The 14,779-nt window shown below is 64.1% G+C and carries 22 protein-coding genes; 16 read left to right on the top strand and 6 right to left on the bottom strand.

Annotated features, from left to right (window positions below):
* The first annotated feature begins 11 nt into the window (after positions 1–11).
* Together AC5Y36_RS01935 and AC5Y36_RS01930 are read left to right on the top strand one after the other, a co-directional pair.
* The gene (locus AC5Y36_RS01935; protein WP_500039194.1) at positions 12–356 is read left to right on the top strand and encodes a hypothetical protein; all 345 of its coding nucleotides are present in this window, start codon (positions 12–14) and stop codon (positions 354–356) included.
* A complete protein-coding gene (locus tag AC5Y36_RS01930) occupies positions 353–571 on the top strand; it encodes a hypothetical protein (RefSeq protein WP_500039193.1) in 219 nt (72 codons plus the stop codon). Before AC5Y36_RS01935 ends, AC5Y36_RS01930 begins: the two co-directional genes overlap by 4 nt.
* Before the next feature lie 237 nt (positions 572–808).
* Here AC5Y36_RS01930 and AC5Y36_RS01925 read toward each other — a convergent pair whose 3' ends face one another.
* Both AC5Y36_RS01925 and AC5Y36_RS01920 read right to left on the bottom strand, forming a co-directional pair.
* Positions 809–967 carry a hypothetical protein gene (locus AC5Y36_RS01925; protein WP_500039192.1) on the bottom strand — a complete coding sequence of 53 codons (159 nt, stop codon included), beginning with the start codon at positions 965–967 and terminating at the stop codon, positions 809–811.
* A gap of 90 nt (positions 968–1,057) precedes the next feature.
* On the bottom strand, positions 1,058–1,231 hold the full coding sequence (locus AC5Y36_RS01920) for a hypothetical protein (RefSeq protein WP_500039191.1): 174 nt from the start codon (positions 1,229–1,231) through the stop codon (positions 1,058–1,060).
* 253 nt (positions 1,232–1,484) lie between these two features.
* On the opposite strand from AC5Y36_RS01920, the gene AC5Y36_RS01915 reads away from it, so the two are divergent.
* From AC5Y36_RS01915 to AC5Y36_RS01905, 3 genes are all read left to right on the top strand, one after another.
* A complete protein-coding gene (locus tag AC5Y36_RS01915) occupies positions 1,485–1,706 on the top strand; it encodes a hypothetical protein (RefSeq protein ID WP_500039190.1) in 222 nt (73 codons plus the stop codon).
* A 412-nt stretch (positions 1,707–2,118) separates the two neighbouring features.
* Positions 2,119–2,436, top strand: a complete 318-nt coding sequence (locus AC5Y36_RS01910) for a hypothetical protein (protein ID WP_500039189.1) — start codon at positions 2,119–2,121, stop codon at positions 2,434–2,436.
* A gap of 52 nt (positions 2,437–2,488) precedes the next feature.
* On the top strand, positions 2,489–2,845 hold the full coding sequence (locus tag AC5Y36_RS01905; protein WP_500039188.1) for a hypothetical protein: 357 nt from the start codon (positions 2,489–2,491) through the stop codon (positions 2,843–2,845).
* A 181-nt stretch (positions 2,846–3,026) separates the two neighbouring features.
* On the opposite strand, the gene AC5Y36_RS01900 is transcribed toward AC5Y36_RS01905, so the two are convergent.
* Positions 3,027–3,518 (bottom strand): hypothetical protein, encoded by a 492-nt coding sequence (locus AC5Y36_RS01900; protein ID WP_500039187.1) that lies wholly within the window; start codon positions 3,516–3,518, stop codon positions 3,027–3,029.
* Positions 3,519–3,616: 98 nt separating this feature from the next.
* Between AC5Y36_RS01900 and AC5Y36_RS01895 the strand changes: the two genes are divergently transcribed.
* From AC5Y36_RS01895 to AC5Y36_RS01880, 4 genes are all read left to right on the top strand, one after another.
* Positions 3,617–3,979, top strand: coding sequence for a hypothetical protein (locus AC5Y36_RS01895; RefSeq protein WP_500039186.1), 363 nt, complete (start codon positions 3,617–3,619; stop codon positions 3,977–3,979).
* A 46-nt stretch (positions 3,980–4,025) separates the two neighbouring features.
* On the top strand, positions 4,026–4,487 hold the full coding sequence (locus AC5Y36_RS01890) for a hypothetical protein (RefSeq protein ID WP_500039185.1): 462 nt from the start codon (positions 4,026–4,028) through the stop codon (positions 4,485–4,487).
* Positions 4,488–4,737: 250 nt separating this feature from the next.
* A complete protein-coding gene (locus tag AC5Y36_RS01885) occupies positions 4,738–4,980 on the top strand; it encodes a hypothetical protein (protein WP_500039184.1) in 243 nt (80 codons plus the stop codon).
* Between the two features lie 689 nt (positions 4,981–5,669).
* Entirely contained in the window at positions 5,670–5,861 is a 192-nt protein-coding gene (locus tag AC5Y36_RS01880; protein ID WP_500039183.1) for a hypothetical protein, read from the top strand.
* 95 nt (positions 5,862–5,956) lie between these two features.
* Here AC5Y36_RS01880 and AC5Y36_RS01875 read toward each other — a convergent pair whose 3' ends face one another.
* The gene (locus AC5Y36_RS01875) at positions 5,957–6,175 is read right to left on the bottom strand and encodes a hypothetical protein (protein WP_500039182.1); all 219 of its coding nucleotides are present in this window, start codon (positions 6,173–6,175) and stop codon (positions 5,957–5,959) included.
* A 78-nt stretch (positions 6,176–6,253) separates the two neighbouring features.
* On the opposite strand from AC5Y36_RS01875, the gene AC5Y36_RS01870 reads away from it, so the two are divergent.
* The 5 genes from AC5Y36_RS01870 to AC5Y36_RS01850 all read left to right on the top strand — a co-directional run bounded on the left by AC5Y36_RS01870 (position 6,254) and on the right by AC5Y36_RS01850 (position 10,039).
* Entirely contained in the window at positions 6,254–6,529 is a 276-nt protein-coding gene (locus tag AC5Y36_RS01870) for a hypothetical protein (RefSeq protein WP_500039181.1), read from the top strand.
* 112 nt (positions 6,530–6,641) lie between these two features.
* The gene (locus AC5Y36_RS01865; RefSeq protein ID WP_500039180.1) at positions 6,642–6,968 is read left to right on the top strand and encodes a hypothetical protein; all 327 of its coding nucleotides are present in this window, start codon (positions 6,642–6,644) and stop codon (positions 6,966–6,968) included.
* A gap of 85 nt (positions 6,969–7,053) precedes the next feature.
* Positions 7,054–8,841, top strand: coding sequence for an ATP-binding protein (locus tag AC5Y36_RS01860; RefSeq protein ID WP_500039179.1), 1,788 nt, complete (start codon positions 7,054–7,056; stop codon positions 8,839–8,841).
* 143 nt (positions 8,842–8,984) lie between these two features.
* A complete protein-coding gene (locus AC5Y36_RS01855; RefSeq protein WP_500039178.1) occupies positions 8,985–9,668 on the top strand; it encodes a C40 family peptidase in 684 nt (227 codons plus the stop codon).
* Positions 9,669–9,769: 101 nt separating this feature from the next.
* Positions 9,770–10,039: a hypothetical protein gene (locus AC5Y36_RS01850; protein ID WP_500039177.1), complete on the top strand. Its 270-nt coding sequence runs from the start codon at positions 9,770–9,772 to the stop codon at positions 10,037–10,039.
* Between the two features lie 230 nt (positions 10,040–10,269).
* Here the strand turns inward: AC5Y36_RS01850 and AC5Y36_RS01845 are convergent, their stop codons facing one another.
* Positions 10,270–11,355: a hypothetical protein gene (locus tag AC5Y36_RS01845; RefSeq protein ID WP_500039176.1), complete on the bottom strand. Its 1,086-nt coding sequence runs from the start codon at positions 11,353–11,355 to the stop codon at positions 10,270–10,272.
* A gap of 1,003 nt (positions 11,356–12,358) precedes the next feature.
* Between AC5Y36_RS01845 and AC5Y36_RS01840 the strand changes: the two genes are divergently transcribed.
* Both AC5Y36_RS01840 and AC5Y36_RS01835 read left to right on the top strand, forming a co-directional pair.
* Entirely contained in the window at positions 12,359–12,937 is a 579-nt protein-coding gene (locus tag AC5Y36_RS01840) for a C40 family peptidase (protein ID WP_500039175.1), read from the top strand.
* A 611-nt stretch (positions 12,938–13,548) separates the two neighbouring features.
* The gene (locus AC5Y36_RS01835; RefSeq protein WP_500039174.1) at positions 13,549–14,250 is read left to right on the top strand and encodes a hypothetical protein; all 702 of its coding nucleotides are present in this window, start codon (positions 13,549–13,551) and stop codon (positions 14,248–14,250) included.
* Positions 14,251–14,281: 31 nt separating this feature from the next.
* Here the strand turns inward: AC5Y36_RS01835 and AC5Y36_RS01830 are convergent, their stop codons facing one another.
* On the bottom strand, positions 14,282–14,590 hold the full coding sequence (locus AC5Y36_RS01830; protein ID WP_500039173.1) for a hypothetical protein: 309 nt from the start codon (positions 14,588–14,590) through the stop codon (positions 14,282–14,284).
* Positions 14,591–14,779 lie beyond the last annotated feature (189 nt).

Here is a 14,779-nt window from a genome sequence, read left to right as displayed (position 1 = left end):
GCAGCGGAGTCGTGGGCGACAAGGTGGCGGTGGACCCTCCGCTGGGGCCATGCCCAAATTGGTGTGAAAAGCTTGCCTGTCACGATTGGGAGGACGAATGGCTTGACGGCCCGATGCGCGAGCATGTCCGCACCGTCGATCAGATAGACCAGTACAACACAGTCCTGGTACGCGAGTACGAGCGCTACACACCGGCCGGAAGAGTGCGTGAACGAGAAATCGCTCTCGACCTGGACGGCTCCCACGGTTGGGATGCCGCTGGCGCTCGACGAATCATCGCCGCTTTGTCGGCGGGGATCGCGTACCTCAATGAACCCCTTCCGTTCCCCGGCACGAATGCCGGGGAGTGCGGATGACCGTGCCGCCGCGGCTGTCGTTCGCCCAGCAGCAGGCACTTCTTGCGGCGTTCCACCACGATGACACCGACTGGGTGCGCTCCAACACGATCGACTCGCTGATACGGCTGGGTCTGCTCCAGTGGCTCGACAACCGTAATACCTACACCAACCACCGCGGCGGGTACGTCACGACTGCGGCCGGCCACCTGGCGGCTAAAAACCTGGGCGCATAAGACAAACCGCGCTATTCAGGGCATTGATTCGGGCTGTACCCAAGGGGTGCACCGGCGTGTGGGGGCCCGGCGTTGAAAGCGCGAAGCCCGAGCGCCGCGGTCGTCCGGCCGGGTCTCGGGCTCACTTCCTGAAGCTCAGCGCAGCAGGCCCTTGGAGTATAGGTCCTGAAGCTGCCCCAGTCGATCCGGACTTGAAACGGGCTCATCGTGCACCTCCCCGCCTCAGGGCTGCGACAGTTAGCCGGCAGTCGCGCCGAGGGTCGCCAGGAGTTGCTGGTAGGCGTCGCCGCCATCGGTGATGTCGAGGTTGACGATGGCCCAGATGTCCGGTGTCATCGCCGGTGGCTGGTCGGTGTCGATGTAGTGGCCGCCGCGGTAGATAACTCGATAGGACATAAGACTTACCTCCGATGAGAGTGGATGCTTATTCGACCGCGCGAAAAATAGTGTTGCTACAGACTGGGCCGGAGCTGCCGGTTGGTCATGTCAGCGTCGGCGCTGTCGGTGGTTGATGGCTTCGTTGGCGATGATTTCGATGGAGCCAGGGATGGACGAATTTGGGATGCAGTCTGCGATGGCCTCGACCTCGCCGTCGCTCAACGGACGCTCTGCCCATGCTTCGAGCTGATTGCGGGTCAGCGTGATGCCCGGCCGGTCCATATGATCCCCCATTCAATTGGCTCTCGGAGTCTGCAGCGTCGCCCTGCAACGACCACCCCTTGAGGTTACGGCCGACCTCAGACAAAACCGGGGCCAAGAACGCCCAAAGGGGCCGCCCAATGCTCACCGGCAAGAAACACCGCCCGAAAATGTGTTGTTCACTACCTCTGGGACGGTGGCGGGCCAAACTCGGGGGGACGGCCGCACCAGTGCGGGATGACAGAGCAGAACGACCGGAAACGTGGGTGGACGGATGGGTGCGCGGGTCCCCGATCAGTTCGAGGCGAGCTGCGTGCATGCCGGGTACTGGCGGGTCGAGGGTCTCGATGTTGAGCGAGTCACAGCAGACGGGGGTGTGCGCTGGAAGGTGTTTCGCCGGCGCGCTGGAAAGCCCGAGGAGTTCCTGGGGCATCGGGCCACACTGACCGAAGCGATCGAGGAGATCGTCGCCGATGACGTCGACAACCGGTTATGACCAGGTCAGCCACCTGTTCGTGTTAGGCCGACAAGGAGCCCAAATGTGGGCGGCCGGGGGTTGCTGCACCGCCCCGGATCAGAGGGAGATGCGAGCATGGCAACGATAGCGATAGATGAATGGATACAAGGTGTTTGCGATCGATGTGGCTATATCGAGGACAGCTACGATGAGGGCGAATTCGCCGCTGTAGACGGCTCGATGCTGGGGCACTACCTCGGCAACGCTGGTTGGTTGTGGAGCTATGGCGAGCCATTCGACCTGTGCCCGAGCTGTTCGACCGACTGCGTCGGATGCGGCGGTGAGGGCTGCGAGGCATGTAACTACATTGGCCGCACACCACTGCTTGCGGGCATCGGCCCAGGCGCTTCGCAGGCGGACCAAGCCGATTCGTCATTGGCTAGGTAAGCGAATGACTGTCGTGCACTTCGGGTTCGAAGGCGACCCTGCAACATTCAGCGCGGTCGGCGCTGGCCCATCCTGGAACGGTTGGCTGGTTCCCATCGTCGACCGCCACACTCTGGCCGCCGTTGTCGCCCGCCTGAACGCCACTGACGCCGACCGCACCGTCGAGATCGTTGACGGCGCCGCGGAGGTAACAATCTACGAATTCGAGTGGCCAGGTGAGGTCCGCGAACTCGTCAACGAGACAACACTCACGGCTGATGCCGGCGGGAACTATCTCCTCAACCTCGGCCTGACCCTGGTAGCTAAGACGGCGCCGCCGTGAACACCCGCACCTGGTCGAAGAACGGCACACGGGATGAGCGGGGGGAGGAACGATGAGCAACGACGGCGATCACCGGCCTATGCAAGCCGGTGACGAGCCCGCGGGAAACGGCCAGGTGCATCACCTGCCGCCGACCGTCAAGCAGCTCGGCGATCCGCGCATGAACGCCAGCTGGACCCTTCTGCCGACGGCACCGGGTGTCTGCTCGCAATGCGCACATGACCACCATCCCGACGAGCCACACGATGCGCAGTCCCTGCACTACCAGTACGCGTTCTACGCCGAGCACGGCCGATGGCCGACCTGGCATGATGCGATGGCGCACTGCCGGCCCGACGTGCAGGAGGCCTGGCGCACCGCCTTGCGTGAGCGCGGCGTCCACGTCGCGCCGCCCCAGGGCCAGAGATGACAGACCAGCAATCTTTCGCGCTAGCGGGGCACCGCCGCGCGAAAAAACCGGTGAGCCTTCGATACAAGGGCGCGCGTTGCCCCGATTGATGAGTGTGGCACTGACCACCGATCAGGTCCGCCGACGCGAGAAGACCGTAACGCGCCGGGCCGGTTGGCTCATGCTCAAGCCCGGCGATCAACTAACACTGTGCCCGAAGGTTCGTGGCCGCCGCCCCGGTGAGCCCCTTGAACGGATCGTGACTGTTGACGTGGTAGCGGTTCGCCGTGAGCCCTTGCGCGCGATCACACCGGCTGATGTGGTCGCCGAAGGGTTCCCTGCGATGACACCACTCCAGTTCGTGGAATTCTTCTGCGCCACACATCACGGAGTATCGGCAGACACCGAAGTCACGCGCATCGAATGGGCATACCCACGTCGAGAGCCCCACCCCACGCAAGCCGATCTCGACGCCGCGCTGAAAGCTCTGGCCGACTTCACCCAACAGAAGCCAGCGCACGGAAGGTAGACGATGGCGAAACTTCGAGTGACAAAGTCCGTCACGAACGAGTACAGCGATGAGTACGACGAGCATGAGCTCGCCGCGATACTTGGCCTTCAGCCAGACGAGTTGTCCACGGCGGGATTGATCGAATACATCGAACAGATTGACGGCGACCTCAGCGCGCTGCATGAGGCGCTGGAGCATAGCCGCGAGTGCACGTCATCGACATGGACCGTGACCACCATCCGGTAGAAGTACAGACACGGGCACAAGGAGATTGAGAGACGATGACAGCAAACGACGAAGCAGAACTGGATCGCTTGGAGGCCGCGCTGCTCGCCGCGATGGATGGGCCGGCAGCCAACTTGATACCGGACTGGGAAACGGCCGATGACCTGAGCCGAATCAGTCTCGAGCACATGGGGTGCGCTGCGAACGTCGGGTCCGCAGCCGACAGCTACGAGGGCGCAGTGAGATGGGCCGTGCGTTGGGCGGAGGAAGGCCAGCCGTCGATCATCCAGGATCTTGGCGGCGACGAAGATGCGGCACGTGAACTGTACGCACATCTAACACGGCGCTACACCGAGCGGAACCGAACCGGCAAGCCTGAACTACTCACTGCCCGAATCATCTGGCAGCGGACCGAATAGCCCGACATCAAGGTCAAACGAAACACGATACAGAGGGAAAAAAGCGATGGTGATGCCGTCCGATAGTCGAGAGGATTCCGCGCGGGACCGCGACCCTCTTCTCGGCAAGTTCATTCACAGCAGAATCGAGAACACGGTCGAGGCGGCCGGACTGCCTGGCGCCGAGGTACAGCGACTAACCGCAATGATCTGCGCCGCCATTGACGAATTCTTGCCGACGCGGGTGGAGTGGGCGGCCGCCTATTGGGTGCGGGTGCACAACCACACCGATCGATACCTCCAGGTGCATACGTGCCCACAAGATGCCCGCCGGCGGTTGGACGAAATCGAGCGCCGCGAACTACGCCCCGACCCCAACAGCTACGCAACCTATGTGCGTTCGGCGCTGTTGAGACGCTACCGCAACGACTGGGTAGGAGTGAATGAACCAAATCCGTTGGAACAAACCGACCCCGGCGATGTTGTAGACGCTGCCAGCGACATCCTCATCAACTTCGAATCAGGATAGTCCGACCACCACCGCCTCAAGCGCATCGGTTCGCCGGCCACCGGATGACGCCCGGAAGAGGTAGGGGAGGCGGCCTGGTGGTGAGAGTGATCAACGAACGCCCGGAAGCAGAGTCCGGAAGCCCCAGTATCGACGGAAGATAACGAAAAGGAAACATGATGGAACAGCGTGACAACAGCAGGTGCGGAACACACATCGGTGGCGGGGGTTCCCATCCGGGATGGACCGACCGGGCTGCTGGTGGTGCACGATGAGCTTTGCCGCGACGATCACCGCCGTACCAGCAGCCGACGATCCGCCATTGTGGGAATCTTTCGGCCATCTCAGCATCGATGACGCCTACCGCAGCGCGGAAACGTACGTCCACGCCGCTCAGCCCGGCGACCGCCTCCAGGCAGACCACGTAAGCGAATCCATGACCCACGTCTGGGGCATATTCAACCCGGCTGGCATCCGGGTGGCCGACCTCTTCGTGGCCGCCGAAGACAACTAGTGGACCATCAAGATGCGGCAGCGCCGCAGTTACCTTGCCGGCGGCTCACCGCCCGGAATACCGATAGCCGGCGTCCCCACCGGGCGGCTTGGAGTCGCTCAACGCGGGACCTCGGCGCATCCGGGCGAACGGATACCGTGCATGGCTGACGAGGCCCGGTCGTGTTGCGAGGTTGCGATTCAGCACATCGAGCCAGCGCCGCCGGGCCCGATAGTGTGCGCTGAATGTCGTGAGCCTGCCGGACTCGCCGCGCAAGTCGGTGATTGCTGGTGCTGCCGGTTCTGCGCGAAGCCGCTCGGTACGTGTGACTGCAGCCCCGTCTCCTCTGACGCACAAGTCAGCGAGGCGCTCGATGTCCTCGCTGCCCGCGGAATCACTGGCGAACAGTTGAACGCTCTGCTGAGGGATAGGCCTCCCCGCTAGCCGAGGAGTAGGTGATTTCCGGTGCAGAAACAGGTGTCGTTGCCGTGTCGCCTCAAACGATCAGGTGCGCCCGCGGAGCAGACTCAGACCAGGTGCACTGCCAGACGCTTCAGGGGGAGGCATAAACCGTGACTGCATCACGATTGCTGACAGGAGAGCCCGTCGAACCTTGCCGGTCATCCTATGGCCGCCGCCGGCGTGGATTCCGGACCAAACGTCGTGCCAGCGAGCTCGACAACCAGCGATTACAGGTCCTGGATAGTGCGGTGGCACAGATCCGGGACCTGCATTCTGTGGTTGTCCTCGACAACGGCGTGTACTTCTGCGACCACTGCTGCCTCAACCGGATCGGCGGCCGCAAATTCAGCTGCTATCAGCACCACGACCATCATCGCCCCACCGCAGCCTGTCCGACGTTGGCGTGTCTGGCCGAACTGGATACCGCCATCGGGAAGTGACGCGGCCGGTCGAACCGGCACGAGTTTTGGCGGCGTGCCTGTTGATCGGGTCGCGGCTCCTGGGGTTGTGTTTGACCAGCACGAGTCGGCGGCGGCTAGTTGTTAGCGGTGCGGCCGCAATCGTGGTGTTGCGTGGGAATGCGGGTGTCGGGTCGCGCGGGGAGCTCGTCGGTGTCGCCGACGAGCCATCGCAGGAAGTCGATGACGTGGCGGTTCAGTGTCGAATCGACTTGGGCTACCGCTTGCTTGGCGCGTTCCCGGAGTTCGGGGTCGGGCCGGGGGGTGATCGCTGGATAGCGGTGCCTGCTGGGCATGGTCGGATCTTGTCACGGTGGCTAGCCACCGGGCAAGTGCCCCGCTAAAGTGGTGGCTAGCCACCGTAGCCAGTAGAAATGAGGGCGGCAATGTTCTCCCAGGGTGTCTCCAACCGGACTGATCCCATGCGCCGCGACCGGACCTTTCACATGCTCGTTCGAGACGACGCCGCCTCAACCGGCTGGCGGACGTGGTGCGGCTACGGGCTTGCCCGCGAAGACCCCGCAAAGCCGTACCTCGGTGTCACCAACTCGAAGCTATGCAGCAAATGCAGCCAACTCGCGGTGGACGCGATCGCCGACGGGACGATGGACGAATCCGAAGCGGCACCATTCGCTTACGCGAACCCATGAGAACCGCTCTGCCCGTCGAGGCGCAACAGATCTGGCGAAAAATACTGCAGCGAACAGAAGCTGACGATATGCCTGGCGACGATTGCCGGCTTCAGAGAAGGGTCGAAATGACATGAACGACGTCGATGATGGTGTCGCAGCGATCGCCCGAGAGCGAAATCGGCAGCACGACAAGGGGTACACACCCGAACATGACGTCCGGCATCGGCCACAACAGATCATCGACGCCGCGCTCGCCTACACGGTCCAGGCGCAAGACCGGCTATCCGAGGCCGATGGCGAGGGAGTGGGAGCCGACGGTCCAGAAGCCTACTGGCCTTGGCCATTGGACTCCTTCAAGTCGTCCGACGACGCACTACGGAGCATCGCCAAAGCCGGAGCTCTCCTTGCCGCCGCATACGACGCGGTGAAGAACAGACACCCGGAACCGGCCCGATGACCGAGAGTGGGAACTGTCGAACGAACACTGGACGTGAAGGAGCGGGCATGCTGATCAGCACGGCGGGTCGGCCAGGGCGGATATCGTGCGTCTCGACTTAGCCGAAAGCCTGGACCTTGATGTCGACTACATTGCCGGCCGAAGTCTCGCGCTGCTGGGCAAACGTGGCGCCGGCAAGTCCGCAACCTGCAGAGTGATCGCCGAGGAACTCAGCGCCGCACATGTGCAGACAGTCATCATCGACCCCATGGGAGTGTTCTGGGGGCTGCGCTCAACCGCCGCTGGCACAGGCGAGGGCCTGCCGATCCCCGTCTTCGGCGGAAGTCACGCCGACGCCCCACTCGAGGCCTCCGCCGGAACGCTGATGGCTGACCTGGCCGTAGAGGAAGGCCTCTCGATGATCCTCGACCTCAGCGGATTCACCAGCCGCACCCAAGAACGGACCTTCGTCGCGGCGTTCCTCGATCGCATCTACCGCCGCAACCGGCACCTGCTCCACCTCATCGTCGACGAAGCCGACCTGTTCGCCCCCCAAAAGCCCCGCCGCGACGACCAACAACTACTCGTAGCCATGGAGAACATCGTTCGACGAGGCCGCAACACCGGCCTGGGGTCCACCCTGGCCAGTCAACGCCCTGCCGTACTCAACAAGGACGTGCTCTCACAAGTCGACATCCTCGCGGCCATGCGAGTCACCGCACCCAACGACCGCACCGCCATCCAAGGCTGGGTTCGTGGCCAGGGCGACGACGAAACCTGGTCGACCGTGGCCGCCACCCTCCCCACCCTCGCCGTGGGAGAAGCGTGGTGGTGGGCGCCGGAACGGAAAATCCTCGCGCGCGCGCAGGTACGGCGCGCCCGGACCTTCGACTGCTCCCCGACGCGGGATCGTCGTAACAGCGCAGCGCGGGAGCCCAAGACCCGCGCCGACGTCGACCTCGGTCAGATCGCCGAACGGATCTCCGCCACCCGCGAGCGCGCCGCGGCTACCGATCCCCGCACGCTTAGGGCGCGGATCCGCGACCTTGAACACGAGCTTGCCCAGCTACAACAGGTCAACTCTTCGGCTGCCCCGCCACGAATCGTCGAAGTTGAGATCCCATGCATCCCCGAGGTGGTGTCAGCTGGCGTCCACGAACTACAGGCCGGGCTCGAAGGCCTACGTACTGCCCTTGACCGTGTCACCGAGACCACGACGCAGCTCGCCGCCGACATCAGTTCCGCACTTGCGCGGCTCCCGACCACCGAGGCGCCGCCCGCGGCGCGCCGCGGCGGCAGTCCAGTGCCTGCGTCCGTGCCGTCGCCGGTGATAACGGTGCATCCACGCCCGGAACGAACCGGGATTTCGCCGAACCCGCCGCGCATCGAGACCCCTTTTCGGGTGCCGGCGCTGCAGCGAATCCTCGACACTCTTGCCGAGCTGGCCAGTATCGGCATCACCGCACCCACGCGTGAACAGCTGGCCATGTGGCTCAAGGTTGGGATCAAGTCCAGTGGCTACGCGAACAACCTCGGCAAGCTGCGCTCCGGAGGTCTGATCGACTACCCGTCCGGTGGACTGGTCACGCTCACCGGCGACGGAGCGGCGGCCGCGTCGGCACCGGCCTGCGCCCCGACTAGCGCGGAGCTACACCAGCGCATCCGGGACGCTCTCCCGCCGGCGCGCTGGCGCCTGCTCGAACAGCTGATCGCCGCATACCCGAAGTCGTTGAGTCGTGCGGTGCTCGCTGAGCGTGCCGGCGTTGCTGCCAGCTCCAGTGGCTACGCGAACAACCTCGGAGCGTTGCGGACCCTGGGTTTGCTCGATTACCCGAGTCCAGGCCATGTTGCAGCGACCGACATTCTGTTCCTGGTGGACCTCGCCGCCGGCTGAGCGCTCTTTCGGCTGCCGGGCACATCACGCGCGGCCCGCGCAACTCCTTGTCCAGCGGAGGCCCACAGCGGCCAAATGCGATACGAATACGATCAAACGTATTACGATTGGTAGATGACGGGTTCTGGCAGACGGAGGTAATGGTGAATATCGTTCGTAAACGTGGCGGCCGTGCGCCGCTCAACGAGACGGGATCTACGCCCGTGCCCACCAGGTTCGGTAACGATGACCTCAGTCGCATCGACGCAGCCTGGCCTGGGCTTGGTTTCGCCGACCGCAGCGCATTCATCCGACGTGCCGTGATCGACAAGGCGGATACGGCCCTGAAGATCGTTACCGAGTCCCAACTCGAAGCGCAGCGCGCCACCGCTATCGCGCGTAAGCATGAGACGCAAGTACTGACTTCGGTCGAAGCGGAACTGTTCGCGGCCACGGCCGATCTGATCGGCCGGCGCACGCCATACGCGTGGGGCGGCGGCACCATCACCGGCCCATCGATGGGCGTGCCGTCGGAGATGGACATCGAGGCGCCGGACGCCGCACAAGCCCCGGGATTCGACGCCGGAAGCTTGGCGCAGTACCTGCTGTTTCGTGCATTCGAGATCACGATCCCGCGGACGAGCGCAGATCAGTTCCGTGCGGGCCGATGCGTCGAGGAGCCTACGGCTGGGGACCTGGTCTTTTTCGGGATACCGGGGGTTGTACCGGATTACGCCGCGGTGTACCTGGGCCGCGGCTGTATTGCTGAGGCGGTAAAACCCGGCGAGCTGATCCGCATGACGGCATTGCCATCAACGGGCATACAGCTGTGTCGGTTGGCCTCCTGATGGCCCGCCAGGCGCGCCGTGTGGCCACTGTCGTCGGCCTCCGCGCGGCGTGAGGCGTCAACCTCGCCACGGGATCGCTTAGCTGGCGCACTGTTTGGCTTGTGGACCGCAAGCTGACCAGACCTGCAGCGGCGTTCGTCGCCGCCGGTCTTGGGCTGGCATTCATCGGTAGGCACCTGGACGATCCGGAAATCGGGTCTTTGATCGTTCGGTATGGCGAGGTGTCCGGGGTGATCGGAGCGCTGATGCTCGGTGCGGCGCTGTTGTTGCACAGCGGCTGGGCATCACCCAACGTGTCCGGCCAGCGACGGTGGCCGACAGCTTCTTCTACGTCGAGTCGACGCGTGATGACGGTGCAGCTCTGCCTGTGACGGGGCCGCATCCAAGGCGAGAGGCTGCGGCGGCGGACATTCATCGCGGGTCGGGATCTGGCCGCAGGATTAGGACTCGTGCGGGGCGATGAGCCGATAGCTTGGGGCGTTTCGGAGAGCCCCCAGCGGCGAAAAGGCGTCGCCAACTCCAGAATTGGGTTCGTTCCGGCCGTATGATCGCCGTGGATTCAGGCCCAGCCAGCCTGCTGAATTGCAAGTCCAGCCAGAAGTTAGGGGCTGTTGCCGAGGATGTCGTCGAGGAGTCCGCGGGACCGCGGTGGAATAGCAGTTCCTGGGAAGAACCGCTCGACGATGGCCCAGACTTCCGCAGTGGTTGTGAGGCCGAGATAGTCCAGGAGAAACCGTAGGTCGTCGCCGTCGCGGACAGCGCGTGCGGCGAGGACTTTCATCGCGAGTAGGTGATCGGCCGGGGTGGCGGCGACCTGGAGGTAAGGGTGGTCGAAGACTCGGATACCTTCTCCGGGGGTGCGGGCGGCGTAGATGGTGGCTTGATTGTTGAGCCAGGTGGTTGGCCAGTTGCGTTCCGCGGCGATCTCGTGAATGGCGGCGAGCATCGGGCCGTCGGGTCCGAAGAGGGCGTCGATATCGCGGGTGGCGAGGCGGTTGGGGTTGTAGGCGAGAAGCATCGCGGCGCCACCGACGACGTGTACGTGGCCGACGATGTTGCGGCGTTGAAGCTTTGCGGCGAGCGCGGTGAAGGCGCGGTGGAGTTCGGTGGTGTCGAACAGCGGCTCGGGCATGGGGGTTGCTCCGTCCTGGGTGAGGTCGTGTCGGTCGAGGTAGATACCGTGGCGGCGGAATGCCGCCGGCGTCCAGAGCAGGGCGTGGCGTCGGGCGGAGGGCAGCGGGGAAATCCACCATGCGCGGGTGAGGTATCGGTCGATGGTGTTGGTCCACCACGGCGCGGGCAGGGCGTAGCGGCTGGCGAGGTGTTCGGCGATCGCGGCCAGGAGGGTGTCGAATCGGGGGTCGCCGATCATGGGTGGCTCGGTGGCGGTGAGAGAGAGGGCCGTCGGGCCTACTTCGTCAGCGCCTCGAGCGAATTCGAAGAACAGGCGAAGACGGGTTGTGTCGTCTGGATGGTCGGCCATCGCGGCGGCGGCCTGGGAGAGGGTTAGCGCGGCCGTGTTTGGGGTGAGGTCGGTCCGCGCGCCTTGCCGGCGGCGTACGGCGCGGATGTCGTTGGCGGGATAGCCGGAGATTCGTCGTATATGGCGATTGGCCAACAGTGCGCGTGCGCGGGCGGGTGTCACGCCCCAGTGTTGGGCGGCCTGGTCGGCGGTCCACAGCTCCACCCTCTCAACATACGCGCGAAAAGCGCGTATGTGTAGCTGGGGTGAACGGCTGCAGCGGGGAGACCGAGGGTACTTCGGGCGCCGTCGGCGCGCCGCGGTCATCGGTGTGTACGAAGGCGTACGGATCGAGCGAGGGGCCTAATGGGCACACGTCAAGGCGCGTAGCATTGCAGCCAACCTTCGCCTAGGGGAGCACACGCATGTCCGACGCCGAGATTCGGCTGCGGCCCAGTGAGGCCGCTGGGACGTTCAGCGGTGTCGCGGGCAACCTGTCGGGGTTAAGCGACCAGAGTACGGGTACGCAGAGCACCGGCGTGCGGCCCGGTCTTACCGCAGCGGTCACGGCGCTCACGGGCGCGTTTCAGAGTGCACTTGCCAGGTCTGCACACGTGTCGGGAGCGGGAGGGGAAGTGTCAACCGCGCTGGGGGAGGACGATCAGAGCAGCGCAGCGAAGGTGGGTGGGTTACCCAGTGGCGGCGTCGGCGCGACGGGAAATCCGGCACGCGCGGCGGCCGCTCTTCCACGCTTGACCGGGGATGACTTGGTTAGACTGCAGCCAAAGGGGGGTATCTCATGACCGACAGTGGAGACATCGGCCTGCGGCCTGCTGAGGCTGCCGGGACGTTCAGCGGGGTCGCGGGGAACCTGTCAGGGCTTAGCGGCGACGGTACTGCGGTCGCACCGCAACCGGGCGTTCGGCCTGGCCTATCGCTGTCCGTCGGCGGGCAAGTGGGGTCATTCGAGCAGACGCTGGGCGACTCTGCGCGTGTGTCGGGGGCCGGCGGCGAAACATCGAACCTGCTCGGTGATTCAGATCAGCGCAGCGCGGCCAAGACCTCCGGAATCGACGGGAAAATTGATGAGGCCCGGGGCGGCAAGGCGGGCGCTGATGGGAGGGTGGGGAGCCCGCGGTTGACGGCGGGTGACCTCGCCCGGTTGGCCGGCCAGAGTCCCTATCAGTCGTCGATGCCTTCCATGCAGTCGGCGCCCAGCATGCCTAGCATGCCTCAGATTCCGAGTTCGCTTCTCCCGCCGACACAGTCGATGCTGGGTGCGCCGGGAGCGATTTCGCCGCTGCTGACCCAACTGCTCTCCAACGCCAGTTCCGCCAACGGCATGGACGGCGGCCCGATGTCGCAGACGATGGGGCAACGCCTACCCGGCGATTCGGGCCGCGTCCAAGACATCGCGCGCAGCGTTCTCGGAGTTCCGTATGCGTGGGGTGGGGGCGACATGAACGGGCCTACCCGCGGTATCTCGGATGGCGGCGGGCCCGCGGACGCCGCCGGCGACTACAACAAGGTCGGGTTCGACTGTTCAGGGCTGGCGCGATACACGACCGGTCAGCTCTACGGCGTTGAGATCCCCCGCACCTCCGAAGCGCAATACGCCGCTGGCATGGCGGTCAGTCCCGGCCAGGCCCGGCCCGGTGATTTGTTCTTCCCTTCCAGTGCGGGTCGCCCACCGGGCCACGTGTGCGTCTACCTCGGTAACAATCAGGTCCTCGAAGCGCCGTCATCGGGACAAACCGTGAAGATCAGCCCACTGCGGGCCGGTGAATTCCGAACATTCCATTCATAGCGACCGGCGAAAGACCCAATCCACTAATACTTGCACGGCCATCGCCTTCGACAAGAACAGTAAAATAGATTGTCTATAAATGGGCATTTGGGCATGTCTTTTCTTGAATTAGATTTCGGTGAAGTGTCCGTCCCGGACGTTCGACATACGATTGACATATGGAACATAGCGAGTCGGTGGAGTTCTTGGAATCGGCACTGGATAGGGCTGAAAGGCTCTGCGGTGCAACGGGGTTAGAGCCTCTGCGGGCACTTCTGGATTCGGAGCGATCCGCGGCCGGGCTCGATACCCCTTTGGGTCGGCGTGAGGGCCTATGGCGCCGCGCGAGGCTGGCGCGACTGATCCACAAACATGTCGAAACAGTGGCCAGATCGAGGCGGTCTCAGGTCGTCGAAGACCGTGACGGGTTGTATCTCGTGCTGCCCGAGGCGGGGCTTGACGAAGGTCAGGCGCGCCACGTGTGAGCCGCATGGCCGGACTCGAGTCGATTGATGACACAGAGCTGGTCGGCGGCGTCCGGGTGGAGTTCGCTCCGCGCCCACCGCCGGCCCGAATAGCTTCAAGGCTGGGCTGGGAGTGTCGGATCAGTCGAGCACACCAACGGGCCGGTAATGTCCGACCGCACCGGGGGGAGACGAATGTTCGGGGATAACAGCACAGGTCGCTCTCGCGACGTGATGCGTGAGGTGTACGCGAATCGTGACGCATTGCAGGCGTCGATCGCTGCGCAGCTGGCGAGCAATCACGGCCGGTCATGGATTTATCTGTCCGACCAGGACCGTGCCGAATACCTGCTGGATGCGGCCGCGTTGATTGACCAGGGTATGACTCCGTATTGGGAGAATGCCGATCCAGGGGTGAGTATCTCTCCTGAGATTGAGGCCGAAGTATTCGAGTTCGACCGGGCGATGAGCTGGTTTATGGACTATTTGGATGCGCGCCATCCAAACTGGCAAGCAACCGGTGTCTATCCGTCGTCTCATATCGAGTTGGCGGACCCACGGGACTGGGATGCCTGGGTGTCGATCGCGGTGTCAGTCTCGGAAGCCGCGAAAATCGTGTGGAGTCAGCGGTTCGAAGAGCGCACGGGCGAGCCGACTCCGGTTGGCGGCCCGGCGGCGTTGTCGCCGCTACCGGCGTCGGCGCCGGCGGCCGCCCGGGTCAGAAATGAGCGACTCGCAGCGGCGATCGGGGCCGTGCTGGCACATCGGCACGGGCGCAGATGGATGGATCTGCCGGCCGACGCGCGTGCGGCCTACCTGTCCGATGCGAAGTCGTTGATTGCCGCAGGCCTCACCTATACGGGTGGGTGAAAATGACGCTGAGTATTGATGCGCGCCGCTCTTAGCGGCTGCGGGAACCGTTGGTCAATGGTGGTGGTGCGGCGTCGAGCCGACTGAGAACGTCATCGACGGACTTAGGTGCTTTTTTGTCCGGTGGAGTGATGGCGAGGCGGTTCTTGGTGCTGTTGGCGGCTTGTGGGGTGATGAGTGCGTAGCGGGCGATCACGCTGGGTCCCACGCCTGCGCGTAGGGCGCGTTTGAAGAGGGACAGGTAGAGCCGGTACGACTCGTTGCGGAGGATGGCGGCGCGGTGAAGGTCCTCGAGGAGTGGTTCCTGCGCAGGGGTGGGCTTCTTAGGGCTGGCTGCCATACTGCGGAGTTTAATGGATGCTTGGCGTGTCGCGGTGGTGCGGCACTATCCGTTTTTCTTTCGGAGGTGCTAATTTTCGCGTGTTTGTGGCGTGTCGAATTTTCACTGTTGCGCTGGGGGAAATGTACGAATGAGCGTGGCGCTCCTGCCGGCCTTGGTGGAAGAACGCGCATCACTGCAGTTCAGAAC

It is taken from the genome of Mycobacterium sp. NGS50, from assembly GCF_059812545.1.
This window is presented reverse-complemented; position numbering and strand designations above follow the sequence as displayed.